The sequence below is a fragment of the Luteibacter mycovicinus genome (assembly GCF_000745235.1).
In the GTDB taxonomy this organism is placed as follows: domain Bacteria; phylum Pseudomonadota; class Gammaproteobacteria; order Xanthomonadales; family Rhodanobacteraceae; genus Luteibacter; species Luteibacter mycovicinus.
In genome coordinates this window covers 1405794-1425390 of record NZ_JQNL01000001.1, presented here as the reverse complement: position 1 = coordinate 1425390, position 19597 = coordinate 1405794, and the positions used below count along the sequence as shown (strand labels likewise).

At 65.4% G+C, this 19597-nt stretch carries 17 protein-coding genes; 13 read left to right on the top strand and 4 right to left on the bottom strand.

The window, feature by feature from the left end:
* Positions 1-337: 337 nt before the first annotated feature.
* The gene (locus FA85_RS06510; RefSeq protein ID WP_036110601.1) at positions 338-1165 is read right to left on the bottom strand and encodes an outer membrane protein assembly factor BamD; all 828 of its coding nucleotides are present in this window, start codon (positions 1163-1165) and stop codon (positions 338-340) included.
* Between the two features lie 69 nt (positions 1166-1234).
* Here FA85_RS06510 and rluD point away from each other — a divergent pair, with 69 nt between their 5' ends.
* Both rluD and pgeF read left to right on the top strand, forming a co-directional pair.
* Positions 1235-2209 carry a 23S rRNA pseudouridine(1911/1915/1917) synthase RluD gene (gene rluD, locus FA85_RS06505; protein ID WP_036110604.1) on the top strand — a complete coding sequence of 325 codons (975 nt, stop codon included), beginning with the start codon at positions 1235-1237 and terminating at the stop codon, positions 2207-2209.
* Between the two features lie 2 nt (positions 2210-2211).
* Positions 2212-2946 carry a peptidoglycan editing factor PgeF gene (gene pgeF, locus FA85_RS06500; protein WP_036110607.1) on the top strand — a complete coding sequence of 245 codons (735 nt, stop codon included), beginning with the start codon at positions 2212-2214 and terminating at the stop codon, positions 2944-2946.
* A gap of 10 nt (positions 2947-2956) precedes the next feature.
* Here the strand turns inward: pgeF and otsA are convergent, their stop codons facing one another.
* Together otsA and otsB are read right to left on the bottom strand one after the other, a co-directional pair.
* Positions 2957-4372, bottom strand: a complete 1416-nt coding sequence (gene otsA, locus FA85_RS06495) for an alpha,alpha-trehalose-phosphate synthase (UDP-forming) (RefSeq protein ID WP_051943325.1) — start codon at positions 4370-4372, stop codon at positions 2957-2959.
* Positions 4369-5154 carry a trehalose-phosphatase gene (gene otsB, locus FA85_RS06490; protein WP_051943327.1) on the bottom strand — a complete coding sequence of 262 codons (786 nt, stop codon included), beginning with the start codon at positions 5152-5154 and terminating at the stop codon, positions 4369-4371. The genes otsA and otsB overlap by 4 nt, the downstream gene beginning before the upstream one ends.
* Before the next feature lie 165 nt (positions 5155-5319).
* Here otsB and clpB point away from each other — a divergent pair, with 165 nt between their 5' ends.
* The gene (gene clpB, locus FA85_RS06485; RefSeq protein WP_197056493.1) at positions 5320-7902 is read left to right on the top strand and encodes an ATP-dependent chaperone ClpB; all 2583 of its coding nucleotides are present in this window, start codon (positions 5320-5322) and stop codon (positions 7900-7902) included.
* A 77-nt stretch (positions 7903-7979) separates the two neighbouring features.
* Here the strand turns inward: clpB and FA85_RS06480 are convergent, their stop codons facing one another.
* Complete coding sequence (locus FA85_RS06480; protein WP_081907639.1) at positions 7980-10406, bottom strand: TonB-dependent receptor plug domain-containing protein; 2427 nt, start codon at positions 10404-10406, stop codon at positions 7980-7982.
* Positions 10407-10786: 380 nt separating this feature from the next.
* Between FA85_RS06480 and FA85_RS06475 the strand changes: the two genes are divergently transcribed.
* The 10 genes from FA85_RS06475 (at position 10787) to ybgC (ending at position 19597) form a co-directional block, all read left to right on the top strand.
* The gene (locus FA85_RS06475) at positions 10787-11098 is read left to right on the top strand and encodes an FmdB family zinc ribbon protein (RefSeq protein ID WP_036110620.1); all 312 of its coding nucleotides are present in this window, start codon (positions 10787-10789) and stop codon (positions 11096-11098) included.
* A 99-nt stretch (positions 11099-11197) separates the two neighbouring features.
* Positions 11198-11758, top strand: a complete 561-nt coding sequence (locus FA85_RS06470) for a DUF3011 domain-containing protein (RefSeq protein WP_051943329.1) — start codon at positions 11198-11200, stop codon at positions 11756-11758.
* Positions 11759-11831: 73 nt separating this feature from the next.
* The gene (aspS, locus tag FA85_RS06465; protein WP_036110622.1) at positions 11832-13604 is read left to right on the top strand and encodes an aspartate--tRNA ligase; all 1773 of its coding nucleotides are present in this window, start codon (positions 11832-11834) and stop codon (positions 13602-13604) included.
* Between the two features lie 20 nt (positions 13605-13624).
* Positions 13625-14269: an esterase/lipase family protein gene (locus FA85_RS06460; protein ID WP_036110624.1), complete on the top strand. Its 645-nt coding sequence runs from the start codon at positions 13625-13627 to the stop codon at positions 14267-14269.
* Positions 14270-14319: 50 nt separating this feature from the next.
* Positions 14320-15069: a YebC/PmpR family DNA-binding transcriptional regulator gene (locus FA85_RS06455; RefSeq protein ID WP_036110626.1), complete on the top strand. Its 750-nt coding sequence runs from the start codon at positions 14320-14322 to the stop codon at positions 15067-15069.
* A gap of 41 nt (positions 15070-15110) precedes the next feature.
* Complete coding sequence (gene ruvC, locus FA85_RS06450) at positions 15111-15632, top strand: crossover junction endodeoxyribonuclease RuvC (protein ID WP_036110629.1); 522 nt, start codon at positions 15111-15113, stop codon at positions 15630-15632.
* Positions 15629-16228 (top strand): Holliday junction branch migration protein RuvA, encoded by a 600-nt coding sequence (gene ruvA, locus FA85_RS06445; protein WP_036110633.1) that lies wholly within the window; start codon positions 15629-15631, stop codon positions 16226-16228. The genes ruvC and ruvA overlap by 4 nt, the downstream gene beginning before the upstream one ends.
* A 3-nt stretch (positions 16229-16231) precedes the next feature.
* A complete protein-coding gene (locus tag FA85_RS06440) occupies positions 16232-18133 on the top strand; it encodes a potassium transporter Kup (RefSeq protein ID WP_036110636.1) in 1902 nt (633 codons plus the stop codon).
* A gap of 22 nt (positions 18134-18155) precedes the next feature.
* Positions 18156-19196 (top strand): Holliday junction branch migration DNA helicase RuvB, encoded by a 1041-nt coding sequence (gene ruvB, locus FA85_RS06435; RefSeq protein WP_036110638.1) that lies wholly within the window; start codon positions 18156-18158, stop codon positions 19194-19196.
* On the top strand, positions 19193-19597 hold the full coding sequence (ybgC, locus tag FA85_RS06430; protein WP_036110640.1) for a tol-pal system-associated acyl-CoA thioesterase: 405 nt from the start codon (positions 19193-19195) through the stop codon (positions 19595-19597). Before ruvB ends, ybgC begins: the two co-directional genes overlap by 4 nt.

Below are 19597 nucleotides of genomic sequence, written 5' to 3'. Positions count from 1 at the left end.
ACCCTCGCGTCCGGTAGCCGCAGGCGAGGGCTCCGACTGGAAGAGGCCCGCAGGGGGCCGGTCAGGGATGACCGGCCGTTTTCGGGGAGGCAGGGACAGCCGACTCGAAAACCCCCAGTTGGAGCCCGACCCGGCCGAAGGCCATTGATACACGGCCGCGGAGCGGCCTTTCCCTGAGGGGTCGCCGCAGGCGTGGACGCGAGGGTGGCACCCGCCGGCTCTTCAACGCGACACCACACGCTGCGTCAAAACAAAGCCGATGGTGCAGCCGAGCCCCTACAGAGCATTACCAACCAAAAAAAACCGGCTTTCGCCGGTTTTCTTCGTCATCCAGGGATCAATGGTGCCCCGAGAACGGGATCGCCTTGCGCCAGATCGACGGATGGTGCGGCCAGTTCGGGTCCGTGAGATACGGGTGGTCCGGATAGTTCAGGGCCAGCACCTTGCGGCTCTGGTCCGCCAGCGGCTGACGGTCGAGACCGAGGTAGCTGCGGGTCAGGATGGCCAGGGCGTCGCCCGTTTCCGGCGACTGCTGGTAGTGCTCGATCACGTACTGGGCGCGATCCGCCGAAGCGATATAGGCCTTGGTGCGCAGGTAGTACTCGGCCACGTTGATCTCGAAGCGGGCCAGCTGATTGCGCAGGAAGATCATGCGCTGGCGGGCGTCGGTGGCGTAGGCGCTGTTCGGATAACGACGCGTCAGCTGGCTGAAATCGTCGAATGCGGTCAGGTTGAAACCCTGGTCGCGACGGGTCGAACCCGAGTTGTCACGCTGCAGGTAGCGCTCGATGATGCCGCCCGTGCGATCGAAATTGATCAGACCGCGCAGGTAATAGGCATAATCTGCATGCTTGTGGGTCGGAAACGTCTTGATGAAGCGGTTGATCGTCGAGTAAGCGTCATCCGGCTTGTTGTCTTTGTACTGCGCGTACGCCAGTTCGATTTGCGACTGTTCATTGATGTCACCCGACGGGAAGCGAGCGATCAGTCGCTGGTACGCTTTCTCGGCCGCGGCGTAATCGGAATGCTCCAACGAGTTGTGAGCATTGGCATACAGCCGGTCGACCGGCATCGTGTCGATCGTCTCCTTCTTACTGCGGAACATCGAGCAGGCGCTCATCGACAGGGCGAGGACGAGCAGAATGGTGATCTTGGTTGCACGCATTGAGAGAGTTCGGATGCTTAAGCGAATGGGCATGATAGCCGAAACCGGCCTTCGGCCGGGCGGGTCGGTATGACGACGGTCCGGCATGAAGCCACGGTACCGGTGACGGCCGCTGGACGGCGTTTCGACCAGTCCGTGGCCGAGATGTTCCCCGATTACTCCCGATCCCGCCTGACGGGCTGGATCAAGGACGGGAAACTGTTGCTGGACGGGGCCCGGGTGGCTCCGCGGCATCTCGTCCGGGGTGGGGAGCACGTGGTGCTGGAAGCGGAGCTGGAGGCGGAAGTCCACGCCCTGCCCGAGGATATCGCTCTGGACATCCGCTATGAGGACGACGACCTCCTGGTGCTGGACAAGCCTATGGGGCTGGTCGTCCATCCCGGGGCGGGCAATCCGGCGGGCACCCTGCTGAACGCGTTGCTGCATCACGCGCCGTCGCTCGCCGAGTTGCCACGCGGCGGTATCGTGCATCGCCTCGACAAGGACACGGCGGGTCTCATGGTGGTCGCCAAGTCCCTGGCGGCGCACACGGGCCTGGTCGCCATGCTTTCGCGCCACGACGTCCACCGGCAGTACGAAGCGGTGGTCCTCGGCACCATGGTCGCCGGCGGTACGGTGGATCAGCCGATCGGCCGTCACCAGCACGATCGCCTGAAGCAGGGGGTCCGCGACGTGGTGGACGGCGGCAAGGAAGCGATCACCCATTACCGGGTGCGCGAGCGGTTCCGCTCGCACAGCGTCCTCCAGTGCAACCTGGAGACGGGGCGTACCCATCAGATTCGCGTGCATATGGCGCATATCGGCCATCCGCTGGTCGGCGATCAGCTCTATGGCAACGGGCTGCGCCTGCCGCGCGGCGCCAGCCAGGAGCTGATCGACGCCCTGCGCGGCTTCCGTCGGCAGGCTCTGCATGCCGAGAAGCTGGCCTTCGACCACCCGATCAGCGGTGAGCGTCTCGAGTTCGATTCGCCGCGGCCTGCGGATCAGGACGCCCTGATCGCGACGCTGCGGCTCGACACCGAGCTGCATCCGATCGAGGACTGAGCATGACCGAGGCCTGGATCGTTCCGGACTGGGTGGCGCCCGCGGGCGTCGGCGCCGTCGTTGCCACCCGGAACGGCCCCGGCGTATCGGTCGGTCCGTACGGACGGTTCAATCTGGGCCTGCGCTCGGGCGATGCGCCGGAGGCGGTGGCCGCCAACCGTGCGGCCCTCCTGCCGGCCCTCGGGCTTCCCGAGGCGCCGCTGTGGCTGCGCCAGGTCCACGGTGTCGACGTGGCCGACGCACCGGGCGCCCACGGTGAGGAGCCCGTGGCCGATGCCGCGATCGCACGCGGGCCGGGCCGTGTCCTGGCCATCCTGACGGCGGACTGCCTGCCGGTGCTTTTTTCTTCAACGGACGGCGAGACCATCGGCGCCGCTCACGCCGGCTGGCGCGGACTGGCGGCCGGTGTTCTGGAGCGCACCGTGGCCCGGATGGATGCCGATAGTGTTCAGGCCTGGCTGGGGCCCGCGATCGGTGCAGCGTCTTACGAAGTGGGCGAGGAGGTCCGTGCGGCCTTCGTCGACACGGATCCGGGCGCCGAAGCGGCTTTTACGCCGACGCGGCCCGGACACTGGCACTGCGATCTGTATGGGCTGGCGCAGCGCAAGTTGTCCCGTGCGGGAGTGACGAACGTGTCCGGTGGCGGCTTCGACACCTTCCGCGACGACCGGCTCTACTCCTATCGTCGCGACGGTGCGGCCAGCGGCCGCTTCGCCAGCCTCATCTGGACCCGCTGAGGCGACGGCCTCAGGGGGCCGTCATGGGCCGCTGCACGTAGATTTCCGGCTTCACCCTGGGCGGTTCCATCAGCGCATGCAGGAACGCGTTGCGCCACGTCGTGATGTCGTTCCGCTCGAGCACGTCCATCATCGACTGCCAGCGCATGCGCCGCTCCTTCAGCGGCATCTCGAGGGCTCGCTTGAGCGCTTCCGATACCTCGTCCAGATCGGACGGGTTCACCAGCAGGGCGGCGTCCAGTTCCTGGGCCGCACCGGCAAAGCGCGACAGCACCAGCACGCCCGGATCCTGCGGGTCCTGGCAGGCCACGTATTCCTTGGCGACGAGGTTCATGCCGTCGCGCAGGGGCGTGACCAGGCCGACCTTGGCCACACGGAAGTACCCGGCGAGCACCTTGTGCCCGAAGGATTTGTTGACGTAGCGAATGGGCACCCAGTCGGGCTCGGCGTACTGGCCGTTGATGTGACCGGCGCTGCGCTCGAGTTCGCGGCGCAGCGAGCGATATTCCGGAACGTCCGAGCGCGAAGGCGGGGCGATCTGCAGCAGCGAGACCCGGCCGCGCATGTCCTTGTGGTCGCGCAACAGCCGCGCAAAGCCCTCGAAGCGCTCCGGAAGGCCCTTGGAGTAGTCGAGGCGGTCGACGCCGATGATCAGCTGGCGATCGTCGATGCTGGCCCGGAGCTTGGCGACCGCACCACTGTCTTCGGCGCGATGGGCCAGCTCGACCGCTTCGGCCGTATCGATGCTGATCGGGAAGACACCGGCGCGGAAGATGCGGCCGTTGGCGGCGCGGATCCGGCCACCCGTGCGCATCGCAGCGCCCAGTTCGTGCAGGAAATAGTCTTCCAGCGCACGCAGGTCGCGCTGCGTATGCAGGCCCACCAGATCATAGGACGCCAGCGGCTCGAGCAGTTCGCGGTGGCGGGGCAGTGTGATCAGCAGACCGGCGGCGGGCAGGGGCGTATGCAGGAAGAAGCCGATCCGGTTCTCGACGCCCAGCTCGCGCAGCATGGAAGCCAACGGAATCAGGTGGTAGTCGTGTACCCAGATGATGTCGTCTTTTTTGAGCAGCTTCGCCACGCGCTTGGCAAACGCGCGGTTCACCCGGAAATAGCCTTCGAGGTGGTCGCGCCGGTAGTCGACCAGATCGCCCCGATAATGGAACAGGGGCCACAGCGCCCGGTTGGCGAAGCCGCTGTAGTAATCGTCATGGTCCGCCTTGGACATGTCGATCGTGGCGTATTCGATGTGTCCGTCGCTGACCTCGTGCAGCTCCTTGCCGGTCTCAGCGGCGATGTTGCCGCTCCAGCCGAACCAGAGGCCGCCCATTTCCTGCAGCGCCGCGTTCATCGCGGAGGCAAGGCCACCGGTCTGCGTCTGCTTAGGCAGCGCCACGCGGTTCGATATGACGACTAGTCGGCTCATTGTGCGCGTACGGCTCCTTGCGTCAACGTGGCTTTCACGGAATCCAGCCAATTCTGAACGTCGCTCGGGCTAGACAATGTGAAAGCGGCTTGCGACGGGGTCCGCGTGCCGATCCGGATGGACGCGCCGCCTCGTTCGTTGACGACGGCGAAGGCGTGTTCATCGGTCAGGTCGTCACCCAGATAGACCGGGCGTCTGCCCGCGAAGGGCGCTTCTGCCAGAAAGGCGGCGACCGCCACCCCTTTGTCCATGCCGCGCGGCTTGAACTCGAACACGTAGCTTCCCGGCTGGAGTTCGAAGCCGGGAAACGCCGCCGCGATCTCTGGCGTGCGTCTGGCCAGTTCGGCTTCGTAGCGGGGGTGTTCCCTGCAGTGCAGCGCCACCGACCAGCTCTTGTCTTCCACCCGAACCCCCGGCAGTTCCGCCGCGACGGCGTGCACCGTCGCACGCAGCCGGGCCAGGGCTTCCTCGTCGACCGGCACCGTCACCAGTTGGCCCTTGTCGTCCCGGCGCTCCAGGCCGTGCTGCCCGGCAGCCGCCCAGTCCGGACGATGGAAGATCGCGTCGAGCCCGGCGATGGCCCGTCCGCTGACCAGTGCCACGGCGCCACCGAGTTCCCTGCGCAGGGCATCCAGCGTATCCATCAGGCCGTCCGCGGGCGCGACGGCGGCGGGGTCGTCGGCGAATGCCAGGAGCGTGCCATCGGCGTCGAGGAAGAGAGCGGTCCGGCTGTCGATCAGATCCACAGGTGGACGGGGCAAGGTGTCGCGGTCGGCTGTCACGGCGTTTCCATCGGGCGGCTATCCCCCGAGGATGCCGGCGCTCGCGTGAAAAAAGTGCTCGCTTTTGACCGTTGAAGGACTAATGTTCGAGCCGCATCTCTTGCGCCAGAGGCGGTCGCGGGGAGGTCCCGGGTCGCGCCATCACCTTTTGGGAGACACCTTACGATGCGAATGGACAGACTTACGTCGCGTTTCCAGCAGGCCCTGGCGGACGCACAGTCGCTGGCCGTGGGCCGCGACAACAACATGCTCGAGCCGGCCCACGTCCTGGTCGCGCTGCTCGACCAGCAAGGCGGTTCGACGGGTCCATTGCTCACCCAGGCCGGGGTGAACGTACCCGCGCTGCGTCAGCGTGTGGGCGAGATCCTCGACCGCCTGCCGCGCGTCAGCGGCCAGGAGGGCAACATCAACCTCGGCAACGACCTCAACCGCCTGTTGAACCTCACTGACAAGCTGGCCCAGCAGCGTGGCGACCAGTTCATCGCCAGTGAGCTGTTCCTCCTGGCGACGCTGGAGGATCGTGGCGAAGTGGGTGGTGCGCTCAAGGCCGCGGGCGCGACGAAGGAGCGCCTCGAGGCCGCGATCGAGAAGTTGCGCGGTGGTGAGAAGGTGCAGTCCGAGAACGCGGAAGAGCAGCGGCAGGCGCTCGAGAAGTACACCATCGACCTGACCGAACGGGCCGAGAACGGCAAGCTCGATCCGGTGATCGGCCGTGACGAGGAAATCCGACGCACGATCCAGGTGCTTCAGCGCCGCACGAAGAACAATCCGGTGCTGATCGGTGAGCCCGGCGTGGGCAAAACGGCCATCGTCGAAGGCCTGGCGCAGCGCATCGTCAATGGCGAAGTGCCGGAAGGCCTGCGCGACAAACGCGTCCTTTCGCTCGACATGGGCGCGCTGATCGCGGGCGCGAAATTCCGTGGCGAATTCGAGGAGCGCCTCAAGGCCGTGCTCAACGACCTGTCCAGACAGGAAGGTCGGGTCATCCTGTTCATCGACGAGCTGCATACCATGGTCGGTGCGGGCAAGGCCGACGGCGCGATGGACGCGGGCAACATGCTCAAGCCGGCGCTTGCGCGTGGCGAACTGCATTGCATCGGTGCCACGACCCTCGACGAATACCGCAAGTATGTGGAAAAGGATGCCGCGCTCGAGCGTCGCTTCCAGAAGGTGTACGTGGGTGAGCCGAGCGTGGAAGACACGATCGCCATCCTGCGCGGCCTGAAGGAGCGCTATGCCGTCCATCATGGCGTTGAGATCACCGATCCGGCCATCGTGGCGGCCGCCACGCTTTCGGCGCGCTACATCCCCGATCGTCAGCTGCCCGACAAGGCCATCGACCTGATGGACGAAGCGGCATCGCGTATCCGCATGGAGATCGACTCCAAACCGGAAGAACTCGACCGCCTCGAACGCCGGCTGATCCAGCTGAAAATCCAGCGCGAGATGCTGAAGAAGGAGCCGGACGACGAGTCGAAGCAGCGCCTCGCCAACCTCGAGTCGGATATCGAAACCCTCGATCGCGAATTCTCGGACCTCAACGAGGTATGGAAGTCCGAAAAGGCGATGTTGCAGGGCGCGACGAAGATCAAGGAGCAGATCGAACAGGCTCGCCTCGAACTCGAAGCCGCACAGCGTCGCCAGGATTACGGCGCGATGAGCGAGATCCAGTACGGCCGTTTGCCCGCTCTGGAAGCGCAGCTGGCGGCCGCGCAACAGGCCGAGAAGCAGGACTTCACACTGCTGCAGGACCGCGTGACGGCCGAGGAGATCGCGGAGGTCGTCGCTCGCTGGACGGGTATTCCGGTCAACAAGATGCTCGAAGGCGAGCGCGAAAAACTCCTGCACATGGAGAGTGCGCTGCACGCCCGTGTCGTCGGGCAGGAAGAGGCGGTGCGCGCGGTGTCGGATGCGATTCGTCGCGCGCGTGCCGGCTTGTCGGATCCGAACCGTCCTTATGGCTCGTTCCTTTTCCTCGGCCCCACGGGCGTCGGCAAGACGGAACTGTGCAAGGCGCTGGCGGACTTTCTGTTCGATACACAGGACGCGATGGTCCGCATCGACATGAGTGAGTTCATGGAGAAGCACTCCGTGAGCCGCCTAGTCGGCGCGCCTCCAGGTTACGTCGGTTACGAAGAGGGTGGGTACCTGACCGAAGCGGTGCGTCGTCGTCCGTACAGCGTGATCCTGCTCGATGAGGTCGAGAAGGCGCATCCGGATGTGTTCAACATCCTGCTGCAGGTGCTGGACGACGGTCGCCTCACCGACGGTCAGGGTCGCACGGTCGATTTCCGCAACACCGTGATCGTCATGACCTCGAACCTGGGCTCCAACCTGATCCAGGAGCAGGCGGGCGACAGCGAGGCCGACTACATGCAGATGAAGGCATCCGTGCTGGGTGTCGTGCAGGCGCACTTCCGTCCGGAGTTCATCAATCGTCTGGACGACCTGGTGGTGTTCCGCCCGCTCGACAAGAAGCAGATCCGGTCGATCGCCCGCATCCAGCTGGATTACCTGGCAAAGCGTCTGGCCGATCGTCAGCTGTCGCTGGAACTGAGTGACAAGGCGCTCGATCTGCTGGGCAGTGCGGGCTTCGATCCGGTCTACGGTGCGCGCCCGCTCAAGCGGGCTATCCAGCAGCAGCTGGAGAATCCGCTGGCGCAGCGGATCCTGCAGGGTGCGTTTTCGGCCGGGCAGACGATCCGGGTCGATTCGGATGGGAATCACCTGATCTTCGAGGCGGCATAAAAGCCCGTGTAGGAGCGCTCCTCGCGCGCGATTCTTCACGATCGCGTGCAAGGCGCGCTCCTACACGTTTCGGTTCTTCAGAACCGGAACCCCACCTTCGCGTAGTAATACCGCCCGTTGAAGCCGAACGGCGACAGCGCGGAGTACTGCAGGCCGCTGAAGTAGTCCTCGCCGCTGTTGGTCGGCTTCACGCGCTGCGGGTACTGGTTGGTGACGTTATCCACGCCGACGCCGAAGTTCCACTGGCCGATGGTGTAACCGCCGGACAGATTGAGCAGCCAGCGCGCCGGAAACTTCTGGTCGGTGCTCGGATCGGTGTTCACGCGGATCACCGAGCCGTAGCGAGTCAGGTCCGCATGGGCGTTGAACCCACCGAGTGTCCAGTCGGCACCGAGCAGGAACTTCGTTCGCGGTGTCGCGCTGGTCAGGATGCCCTGGCTGGATCGGCCGAAGAGTTCGATCGGGCCTGACGAGTTCTCCTGCAACACGGCTGGTGTCGCCCCGACCGAGAGCACCTTCACCTTGTTGTAGTTTCCGCTTGCCAGCAGGTTGAACTGGCCGAAGCTCGTCGTCGGCACACGATAGTTCAGGACCAGATCGGCACCGCGCGTGCGTGTGGCGGCCGAGTTGGCGAAGTACTGAATCGCCGTTACCTGCTGGCCGGGTACCACGCTGTTGAAATACGCCGCCAGCAACGGGTCGGTGAGGCTGATGGTGTCGGAGTAGAGAATCTGGTGCCAGATACGGATCTGGTACAGATCGAGCGTGGCGCTGAAATCCGCGGTCGGTTCCCACACCGCGCCGATGCTGTAGTTCGCGGATTTCTCCGGCTTCAGCGGTTTGGCGCCGAGGGCGACGGCCGCGGGATCGGAGGTGCGGTACGTGCCGGTCTGCGCAAGCTGGCCGGTCGTGGGGTCGATGATGGTCACGACCGACTGATAGTTCTGCTGGGCCAGCGACGGTGCGCGGAAGCCGTTCGAGATGGTGCCGCGCAGAGCGAACTCAGGCACGAACTGGTAGCGCGCGGAAAGCTTGCCCGATCGTGTCGAGCCGGAGTCGCTGTAGTGCTCGTAGCGGCCGGCGACCCCGGCGGAGAACTTGTCGGTGAGGTCGGTTTCGAGATCGACGTACGCCGCCTCGCTGTGTCGCGTGAAGCTTCCGGCAGCGGTCGGGTTGAGGCCCGGAAACACCTGCGCACCGCCCGCATACGGCGTGTCCGTGCCCGGAATCAGCGTGTTCTGATTGAAGTAGTACGACTCCGGATCGCCCGCATCGATCTGGTACTTCTCCTTGCGGTACTCGGCGCCGAAAGCGAGCGTCAGGGGATTGGGCAGCCAGCCGACACTGAAATCCTTGCCGATGTCGATATTGGCCAGCGCCTGCGAGTTCTTGAAGGTGCCCGCGTTGAAGTACGTCGGCGACGCGCCGGTCGAGTAGTACAGATTGGTATTGATGCTGTTCTGTACGTCGAACACCAGGCTGTTGATGCCGTAGTTGCCGGAGGCGTCCCAGCGCCATCCGCCGTCGGTCACGCCTTTGACACCGAGTACGCCGGTGGAGTCGTTGGTATGGTTGACGATCTGCGGAAGGAACCCGTCGGGGTAGATGTCGGGTACGTTGCGCGCGTTGGTGGCGCCGCGGTAATAGCCGTTGGAGACGACGTCGCGACGGCTGAGGCTGAGGAAGCCATAGACGTCGACGTTATGCGCGACCGCGTACTGAAAGTTGGTCAGTACCTGATAGGTCTTTACCGCCGGGTCGCCATAACGCTGGTGGGCGACGTTGCCGTCGGCGGCCTCTTCCGGGGTGAACAGGCTCACCGGCGAGGCGCGGTTGGTGTTCATCGAATTCTGGTAGTTGAACGCGATACGCGCCCAGCCCTTCGCATCGGCTCCCTTGCCGCCGAGGTCGATGCCGAGCGACCCGTCGATACCGTTGGTTTCTCCGTCGCCCTTGTCCATGATGCCGTAGTTGGCATTGATCGAGTTCTTGCCTTCGCCGGCGCCGTGTTTGAGCACGACGTTGATCACGCCGGCGATCGCATCCGATCCGTACTGCGCCGCGGCGCCGTCACGCAGCACCTCGATGTGGTCGATCGCGGAGATCGGAATCGAGTTGAGGTCGGCCGGTGCGGCGCCGCGTCCCACCGAGTTGTTGTAATTGACCAGTGCCGAAGTGTGATAGCGCTTGCCGTCGACGAGGACCAGCGTGGCGTCGGGGGACAGGCCGCGCAGGCTGGCCGGGCGGATCGCGTCGTTACCGTCGTTGATCGCGGGACGCGGAAAGTCCAGGGAGGGCAGCAGGCGTCCGAGCGCCGTGGCGAGGTCGGTACTGCCGGTTGAGGTAAGATCCTTGGGCGAAAGTACGTCGATGGGGGAAAGCGAATTCGCTTCCGTCCGCGTCGTGCTGCGTGTACCCGTGACCACCACCTGATCGAGCTGGCGTGCCTCCTTCGTATCGGGGGGCGGTGTGGTGTCCTGTGCATAGCCGGGCGTCACGATCATGAGGCCAAGCGCGGGTAGCCAGAAGCTGGCCGACGGTTTGCGTCGTAGGGTCTTGCCTGTCGTCATTGATGGGTCCCCAGGGCGAGCTACGGTACGCGAGGCGGGACACCCCGCGGACGCGGGCGAAAGTGCCGCGTTGGATTCACGCTATGCACGCACCTTGCGGTGCGTCAACACGCTCGTAACAAATGCGCCATAATGGTGAAACGAAGGCATGAAGAGCCCCTTTTTTAAGGGTTTGGCACGAAACTGGCTCGTAAGACCATGTTGGTGCAATGCAAAATCCTGTGCCCGGTTCCGCGTTCGTGCCGCCGGGCGGATCATTGAAAATCCCCGCGCCGGCCAGATAATGCCGGGCTGAATCCCAAGGCTCCCGCGTCATGCCCATCTACGAATTCCAGTGCAAGGCCTGTGGTCATCGTTTCGAGCGGCTGCAGAAGATGTCCGACGCCGATCCGTCGGTGTGCCCCAGCTGCGGCGAACCGCAGGTCGGCCGGATGCTGAGCGCGCCGCAGTTCCGCCTTGCCGGCGGTGGCTGGTATGAGACGGATTTCAAGAAGGACGGCGACAAAAAGCGAAATCTTGCGGAAGGCTCGTCCGGCGCGCCCGCGCCGGCCGCTGCGCCGGCTCCGTCCCCGGCGCCCGCTCCAGCTCCCGCTCCCGCAGCGGGCTCGAAGTCCACGGGCGACTGACGGACTGCTCTTCGCGGCAACGTTTTCCTGCGATCCGTTCAAACAGCGTTGCGGATCCTTCCGATAGTTTTTGCGCCACACACATCGGAGGTCAGGGGTATGAAACGCATTCTTGGGTTGGTCGGCATGCTGGCGCTGGGCGCGGGCCTGTTCGCTACGCCGCACGTCGCCCATGCCCAGCGCGGCGGCGACACGGTCAACTGCTTCAGTGACAACGGCCGGCGTTCCTATTGCCGCGTGCCTTGGCGTGACGCCCGCCTGATCCGCCAGGATTCGAAGACCGCCTGCATACGGGGTCGCACCTGGGACATGGACCGCAACGGCCTGTGGGTCGACGACGGTTGCCGCGGCATCTTCCAGGAGGCCGGCGGCTGGGGCGGCGGCCGTCCGGGCTGGGGCGATGGCGGTCGGCCGGGCTGGGGTGACGATGGTCGTCCCGGTGGCGGTCGTCCGGGGTATGGCGGCAACAGCGGCCAGATCGTCTCCTGCGACAGCGAAGACAACAAGCGCGTGTTCTGCCGCTGGCCGCTCGGCCGCGGTGCTCGCCTGGTCGAACAGAACTCCAATGCCTCCTGTCGCGAGGGCTACAGCTACGGCTTCACCCGGGACGGCATCTGGGCCGATCACGGTTGCCGCGCGAAGTTCGATATCGGCCGCTGAGCGGCTCCCGTCGGCGCCTGGGGACCCCGGTCGTGTTACGATCCGGGGTCTTTTCCCACGAAGCTTCAAGCGCATGCGCACTCATTTTTGCGGACTCATCGACGAGTCGCTGATCGGTCAGGAAGTCACCCTGTGCGGCTGGGTCAACACCCTTCGCCTGCAGAGCCACGTGGCCTTCGTCGACCTTCGTGACCACGAGGGCATCGCCCAGGTCGTGATCGAGCGCGAGAATGCCGTCGCCTTCGCCGTCGCTGGCGATCTGGGAAACGAGTTCGTCATCCGCGTCACGGGCCAGATTCGCCAGCGTCTGTCGCCTAACGACAAGCTCAGGACCGGCACCGTCGAGCTCCTGGCGGATTCCGTCGAGATCCTCAACGAAGCCCGCGACCTGCCGTTCGCGCAGCACGAGACGCCGAACGAGGACATGCGGATGACCTACCGCTACCTCGACCTGCGCCGTCCCGAGATGCAGCAGATGATGCGCACGCGTACCGCACTGGTCCGCGAGTTGCGTCGTTATCTCGATACCGCCGGTTTCCAGGACATCGAAACCCCGATCCTGACCAAGGCCACGCCGGAAGGCGCGCGCGACTATCTGGTCCCGAGCCGCGTGCACCCGGGCCAGTTCTATGCGCTGCCGCAGTCGCCGCAGCTGTTCAAACAGATCCTGATGATGGCCGGCTTCGATCGCTACTATCAGATCGCCCGCTGCTTCCGCGACGAAGACCTCCGCGCCGACCGCCAGCCGGAATTCACCCAGCTCGACCTGGAGTTCGCCTTCGTCGAAGAGCGTGACGTCCAGGACTTCGTCGAGAACCTCATCCGCCACGTCTTCCGCGAAGTGCGCAAGGTCGAGCTCGATGCGTCGTTCCCGCGTATGACCTATGCCGAGGCCATGCGCCGCTTCGGGTCCGACAAGCCCGACCTGCGCATCGCGCTCGAGCTGACGGACATCGCCGAGGCCGTGAAGCACGTCGAGTTCAAGGTTTTCTCCGGTCCCGCCAACGACCCGGCCGGTCGCGTGGCGGCCCTGCGCGTGCCTGGCGCGGCGGATCTGTCGCGTAAGGACATCGACGGTCTGACCGAATACGCGGGTCGCTACGGCGCGAAGGGCCTTGCCTGGCTGAAGGTCGACGACCTCGCCAAGGGTCGCGAAGGCATCAACTCGCCGGTGGCCAAGTTCCTCGACGACGCCGCGCTCGAACAGGTGCTGTCGCTCACGGGCGCCGGCAACGGCGACATCGTGTTCTTCGGTGCAGGCGCATGGAAGACGGTTACCGACTTCATGGGCGCCCTGCGCATCCGTGTCGGTCGCGATCGCGGTCTGGTCGAAAACAGCTGGAAACCGCTGTGGGTCACCGACTTTCCGATGTTCGAGTACGACGACGAAGAAAAACGCTTCGTCGCGCTCCATCACCCGTTCACCGCTCCGAAGGTCGACGACATCGCCGATCTTCGCGCCCATGCCGCTGACGCCGTGAGCCGCGGCTACGACATGGTCCTCAACGGCAACGAGATCGGTGGAGGCTCCATCCGTATCCACCGTCCCGAGATGCAGAGCACCGTATTCGACCTGCTCGGCATCGGCGCGGACGAGGCGGAGGCCAAGTTCGGCTTCCTCCTCAAGGCGCTGCGCATGGGCGCGCCGCCCCATGGCGGCCTGGCCTTCGGCATCGACCGCATCGCCGCGCTCATGGCGGGTACGGAATCCATCCGTGACGTCATCGCCTTCCCGAAGACCACCAGCGCCCAGGATCTTATGACCGATGCGCCGTCGCCGGTCTCCGAGCCGCAGCTGAAAGAACTGCACGTCCGCGTCGCCGCCGCGGAGGCGCTGAAAGCCTGACCCCTCGGAGCCCCGCGTCCATGAGTGACTCGCCTGCCGATGTCCTGCTCCTCCATGGCTTGTGGATGCGGGGCTTCGCCATGGCGATGCTCAGCCGGCGGCTGCGCGAGGAAGGTTTCCGGGTTCACCAGTTCGAATACATGAGCGTGGCCGCGCCGCCGGAGCAGGCGATCGCGCGGCTGCGCAAGCGCATCCGCCATCTGGGGCCAGGGCCCGTCCACGTCGTAGGGCACAGCCTGGGCGGCATCCTTGCTTTGCTGGCCTGCCGCGACGAGGACCTGCCCGAGGGTCGCATCGTATGCCTCGGTTCGCCGCTCAATGGCAGTGGCGCGGCCCGTGGGCTGACCCACCGCTGGGGCGGCGACATGCTGCTGGGGCGCGCCCGGGGTCTGCTCGAGCACGGTCTGGACCGCTGGGACGGTTCCCGCGAGGTCGGCATGATCGCCGGCCGCATGCCGGTCGGTCTGGGGGCTTTCGTCGGCGAACTCGGCGCCGAGCACGATGGCTCCGTCGGCGTGGAAGAAACCCGCCTGCCGGGGCTTTGCGCGCACTGCGTTCTGGAGACCAGCCACACCGGCATGCTGGTGTCGGCGGACGTCGCCAGGCAGGTCGGTGTCTTTCTGAGGGAGGGGCGTTTCGATACCCCCCTTAGCCCCCCGACGTGATTGCGGATAGAATCGCGCCCTCGTCCGTCCGGTAAGTCCAGGAATCGAACATGGGTAGAGGCCCTTCCATCGAAGGTCGCAAGAATGCCGAAGACGCCAAGCGCGCCAAGGTGTTCACCAAGCTGATCCGCGAAATCACCATCGCCACCCGTGGCGGCGTGCCCGATCCCAACGGCAATCCGCGCCTGCGCGCGGCTGTCGACAAGGCGCTGGGCGCCAACATGACCAAGGACACCATCGATCGCGCGATCAAGCGCGGTTCGGGTGCCGAGGGCGGGGCGGACATGCACGAGGTTCGCTACGAGGGCTACGGCCCGGCGGGCACCGCGCTGATCATCGACTGCGTCACCGACAACCAGACCCGCACGGTCGCCGACGTCCGCGCGTCGCTGACCAAGCTCGGCGGCAACCTCGGGACGACCAACTCGGTCGCGTTCCAGTTCACCCGTGTGGGTCAGGTGCTGATCCATACCGGCGGCGACGCGGACATCGAGGGCAAGCTCGAAGAGGCCGCGATCGAAAACAACGCGGAAGACATCGTCATCGAAAACGGCGTCGGTACGGTGCTGCTCGCCGCCGACCCGATCGCCGTGGAGGCCATGCGCAAGGCGCTGGTGGCGGCGGGCTTCGAGGTCGAAGGCTCCGACGTGGTCATGCGGCCCAACGGCCCCCTGGTCACGCCGACGGGCGAGGCGCTGGAGCATTTCGAGAAGCTTCTCGACCGGCTCAATGCGCTGGACGATGTCGACGAGGTCTACCACAACGCCGTTCTCCCGACGCAGGATGCGGACGAGGCGTGACGCCTCCGGCCCCTTATCGTCTTGCGTATTAATTCGCTGTCATGACCCGCATCCTCGGCATCGATCCGGGTAGCCAGCGTACGGGCGTCGGTCTCATCGACGTCGCCGACAATGGCGCGCTCACCCATGTCTGGCATGGCGCGCTCGTTGTCGGCGGGGAAGCGACCTTTCCCCTCCGGCTGAAACGCATCTTTGACGAACTCTGCGCCATCATCGGTACGCATGCTCCCGCGGAAGCCGCGATCGAGCGTGTGTTCATGGCGCGCAACGCCGACTCGGCCCTGAAGCTGGGTCAGGCGCGTGGCGCGGCCGTGTGTGCCGTTGTCAGCCAGGGAATCGTCGTGCATGAGTACGCGGCGACCGAGGTCAAACAGGCGGTGGTCGGTACCGGCCGCGCCGACAAGACCCAGGTCCAGCACATGATCGGGATGATCCTCGGTATCAAGGGTCCGCTCCAGGCGGACGCCGCCGACGCGTTGGCGATCGCGATCGCCCACGCGCATACCCGTTCCAGCATTGAACGCGTGGGTATCCCGCGCACGGCATGGAGACGTCGCCGATGATCGGCCGCCTGCGAGGCACTCTTATCAGCAAGCAGCCGCCCTCCCTCCTCATCGAGGTGGGTGGCGTGGGTTACGAGGTCGACGCTCCCATGTCGACCATTTACGACCTTCCGGCGACCGGCAAGGAGGTCATCCTTCTCACGCATTACGCGGTGAAAGAGGATGGCGTGTCGCTTTACGGCTTCATGCACGAAGCCGAGCGGGCGATGTTCCGCAACCTGCTCAAGGTGAGCGGTATCGGCGCGAAGATCGCGCTGGCCGTGCTTTCGGGCGTGTCGACCGATGAGCTGTCGCGCCTGGTTCATGCGGGCGACGTCGTGGCCCTGACCAAGATTCCGGGCATCGGCAAGAAGACCGCCGAGCGGATGGTCGTGGAACTCCGTGACCGCGTCGACGCGGTGGGCGTGCGCCTGCCGGCGGCGATGGGGGCGGGCGTGTCCGCGCCGGTCGATCCCGTAAGTGAAGCCACGGTGGCCCTTCAGCAGCTGGGCTACAAGCCGGTCGAAGCGTCGCGTCTGGTCCAGAAGGCCGCCGCCGACGGCGACACCGCCGAAGCCATCATCCGCAAGGCGCTCCGCGCCGCCCTGGGGGGCTGAGCCATGGGCCATCACAATCCCGCCGAAGAACTTCAGAACGCGCGCGGCAAGAAACTGGCCGCGCTGGCTCTGGGCGCCATCGGTATCGTCTTCGGCGACATCGGCACCAGCCCGCTGTACACGATGAAGGAAACGCTCGGCACGCACGGCATGACGCCGCAGCCTGCCGCGGTGCTCGGCGTGCTCTCGCTGATCTTCTGGTCGTTGCTGATGGTGATCTCGCTCAAATACGTCACCTTCGTGATGCGCGCCGACAACAAGGGCGAGGGCGGCATCATGGCGCTCATGGCGCTCGCGCAGCGCAGCGTCAGCGGTTCGCCAAGGGCGCGCTGGGTTCTGGCCGCGATCGGCATCTTCGGCGCCTCGCTGTTCTATGGCGATGGCGTGATCACGCCGGCGATGTCCGTGCTTTCGGCGGTGGAGGGCCTGGAGGTCGCCGCGCCATCGCTGGACACCTACGTGGTGCCGATCTGCCTGGTCATCCTGGTGGTGCTCTTCGCGATCCAGCGGCACGGCACCGAGATCGTCGGCAAGGCGTTCGCGCCGGTCATGACGCTGTGGTTCCTGGTGCTAGCGTGGCTGGGGCTGCGCCAGCTGATCCAGCATCCGCAGGTGCTCTGGGCCTTGAATCCGTACTACGCCGTGAAGTTCTTCACGGAGCACGGCCGCTCCGCCTTCATCGCGCTTGGTGGTGTCGTGCTGGCACTCACCGGTGGTGAGGCGCTGTATGCCGACATGGGTCACTTCGGCAAGAAGCCGATTCGCCTGGCCTGGTTCTTCTTCGTCCTGCCGGCGCTGCTGATCAACTATTTCGGGCAGGGCGCGCTGCTGCTGCACGATCAGACCGCCATCGAGAACCCGTTCTACAAGATGGTGCCGGAGAACCTCCTGTATCCGATGATCGCGCTGGCGACGGCGTCCGCCGTGATCGCCTCGCAGGCGGTGATCTCCGGCGCGTTCTCGATGACCCGCGAGGCCATGTCGCTGGGCTACTCGCCGCGCATGGCCGTTGTGCACACCTCGCACGAGATGTCCGGCCAGATCTTCGTGCCCTGGGTGAATCGCCTGCTGATGGTGCTGGTGTTCCTCGCCGTCATCGGCTTCCGCTCGTCGAACAATCTGGGCGCGGCCTACGGCATCGCCGTGACCGGTACGATGACGATGACGACGCTGCTCGCCCTGGTGGTCGCGCGCCGTCGCTGGAACTGGCACTGGTCGGCGGTCATCACCGTCGGCGTCATCTTCCTCATCACCGATCTCGCGTTCTTCGGTGCCAACGCGCTCAAGATCGCTCATGGAGGCTGGTTCCCGCTGGTGCTCGGTGTGGTGATCTTCACCATGATGACGACGTGGCGGCGGGGCAGGGAGCTGGTGGTCCGCGAGATCAAGCAGTCCGGCCTGGCCCTCGAACCCTTCGTCGCGAATATCGCCGATCACCCGCCGCTGATCGTGCCGGGGACGGCCGTGTTCCTCACGGCCAACCAGAACGCCGTGCCGCACGCCATGCTGCATAACCTTAAGCACAACAAGGTGCTGCACGAGCGCAACGTGCTCCTTACCGTCGAAATGCTGGAGACGCCGGTGGCGGACTTCGACGAGCGGATGGAAGTCATCGAGTACGGTGGCGGCTTCTTCGGGCTGCAGCTGCGCTATGGCTTCGCTGAGGATCCGAATATTCCGCTGTCGCTGTCCCGCGCCAGCTCGCGGGGGCTCGACTTCGACATGATGGACACGACGTTCTTCCTGTCCCGCGAAACGATCGTCGCGGATGCCCGGCGTCCGGGTATGGCGTTGTGGCGCGACAAGCTGTTCGCCTTCCTGGCGCGTAACGCGATGCCGGCCACGGCGTTCTTTCAGATTCCGGGCAACCGGTTGATCGAGCTGGGCGCGCAGGTCGAGATCTGAGGCGGCATGCCATAATGCGGGCATGTCCGAGCACCGCATTATTTCCGCCACCGCCGCCATGGATGACGACGCCCTGGAGGCGAGCATCCGGCCGAAGCGCCTGGCCGAATACCTCGGCCAGGAGACGGTGCGCGAGCAGATGTCGATCTACATCGAAGCGGCGCGTCGTCGTCAGGGTGCGCTCGATCACGTCCTGATCTTCGGGCCCCCGGGGCTGGGCAAGACCACGCTGTCCCACGTCATCGCCAATGAGCTGGGCGTCAACGTGCGCTCCACCTCGGGTCCCGTTCTCGAGCGCGCCGGCGATCTCGCCGCGCTGCTGACCAACCTCGAAGCCAATGACGTCCTCTTCGTGGACGAGATCCACCGGCTGTCGCCCGTGGTCGAGGAGGTCCTGTATCCGGCGATGGAAGACTTCCAGATCGACATCATGATCGGCGAGGGCCCTGCCGCCCGGTCGATCAAGCTGGATCTGCCTCCCTTCACCCTGATCGGCGCCACCACGCGCGCGGGCCTGCTCACCGGCCCCCTGCGCGATCGCTTCGGCATCATCCAGCGGCTGGAGTTCTACAGCGTGGACGAGCTGACCGCGATCGTCCGGCGTGCCGCGAAAATTTTCGGCATCGACTGCGATATGGATGGCGCGATCGAGATCGCCCGGCGCTCGCGCGGTACCCCGCGTATCGCCAACCGGCTGCTGCGCCGGGTGCGCGATTACGCCGAAGTGCGCGGCGACGGCAAGATCACCCATGCCCTGGCCCGGGCCGCGACGGATATGCTCAAGGTCGACGCGGAAGGTTTCGACGACCTCGATCGCCGCCTGCTGCGTACCATTATCGAGAACTTCGAGGGCGGCCCGGTCGGTGTCGAGTCGCTCGCGGCGGCCCTGAGTGAAGATCGCGGCACTTTGGAGGACGTGGTCGAGCCCTACCTGATCCAGCAGGGTTACCTGATCCGCAGCGCGCGCGGCCGCATGGCGTCGGCCAAGGCCTGGCGCCACCTCGGGCTCAATCCGCCCCCGCGTCAGACGGCCATGCCCGACCTTTTTTCGGACGACGCATGAGCGATTTCAGCTTTCCTGTCCGCATCTACTGGGAAGATACCGACGCCGGTGGTGTCGTGTATCACGCCAACTACGTGCGCTTCATGGAGCGGGCCCGTACCGAATGGCTGCGCGCCCAGGGCATCGACCAGCTGGCCCTGAGGGAATCCACCTCGCTCGGCTTCGTCGTCCGCGAGATGCACCTGGACTTCCTGCGTCCGGCCCGTCTGGATGATGAACTCCAGGTCACGGTCGCCGTCAAAGAGAGGCGTTCAGCCAGTATGCTGTTCGGTCAGGAGATCGTGTGTGGGGGCACGACGTTGTTGCGAGCCACGGTGCGAGCAGCCTGCGTCAACCTCGACACCATGCGTCCGGCCCAGATTCCGGCCGGGCTGTTCCCCCAGACCTTCCCTATTACCTAA

Bases quoted from the DNA above. Each gene is read 5' to 3' on its own strand.
- FA85_RS06510 (WP_036110601.1), bottom strand. From the start codon at position 1,165: ATGCGTGCAACCAAGATCACCATTCTGCTCGTCCTCGCCCTGTCGATG.
- rluD (WP_036110604.1), top strand. From the start codon at position 1,235: ATGACGACGGTCCGGCATGAAGCCACGGTACCGGTGACGGCCGCTGGA.
- pgeF (WP_036110607.1), top strand. From the start codon at position 2,212: ATGACCGAGGCCTGGATCGTTCCGGACTGGGTGGCGCCCGCGGGCGTC.
- otsA (WP_051943325.1), bottom strand. From the start codon at position 4,372: ATGAGCCGACTAGTCGTCATATCGAACCGCGTGGCGCTGCCTAAGCAG.
- clpB (WP_197056493.1), top strand. From the start codon at position 5,320: ATGCGAATGGACAGACTTACGTCGCGTTTCCAGCAGGCCCTGGCGGAC.
- FA85_RS06480 (WP_081907639.1), bottom strand. From the start codon at position 10,406: ATGATCGTGACGCCCGGCTATGCACAGGACACCACACCGCCCCCCGAT.
- FA85_RS06475 (WP_036110620.1), top strand. From the start codon at position 10,787: ATGCCCATCTACGAATTCCAGTGCAAGGCCTGTGGTCATCGTTTCGAG.
- FA85_RS06470 (WP_051943329.1), top strand. From the start codon at position 11,198: ATGAAACGCATTCTTGGGTTGGTCGGCATGCTGGCGCTGGGCGCGGGC.
- aspS (WP_036110622.1), top strand. From the start codon at position 11,832: ATGCGCACTCATTTTTGCGGACTCATCGACGAGTCGCTGATCGGTCAG.
- FA85_RS06460 (WP_036110624.1), top strand. From the start codon at position 13,625: ATGAGTGACTCGCCTGCCGATGTCCTGCTCCTCCATGGCTTGTGGATG.
- FA85_RS06455 (WP_036110626.1), top strand. From the start codon at position 14,320: ATGGGTAGAGGCCCTTCCATCGAAGGTCGCAAGAATGCCGAAGACGCC.
- ruvC (WP_036110629.1), top strand. From the start codon at position 15,111: ATGACCCGCATCCTCGGCATCGATCCGGGTAGCCAGCGTACGGGCGTC.
- ruvA (WP_036110633.1), top strand. From the start codon at position 15,629: ATGATCGGCCGCCTGCGAGGCACTCTTATCAGCAAGCAGCCGCCCTCC.
- FA85_RS06440 (WP_036110636.1), top strand. From the start codon at position 16,232: ATGGGCCATCACAATCCCGCCGAAGAACTTCAGAACGCGCGCGGCAAG.
- ruvB (WP_036110638.1), top strand. From the start codon at position 18,156: ATGTCCGAGCACCGCATTATTTCCGCCACCGCCGCCATGGATGACGAC.
- ybgC (WP_036110640.1), top strand. From the start codon at position 19,193: ATGAGCGATTTCAGCTTTCCTGTCCGCATCTACTGGGAAGATACCGAC.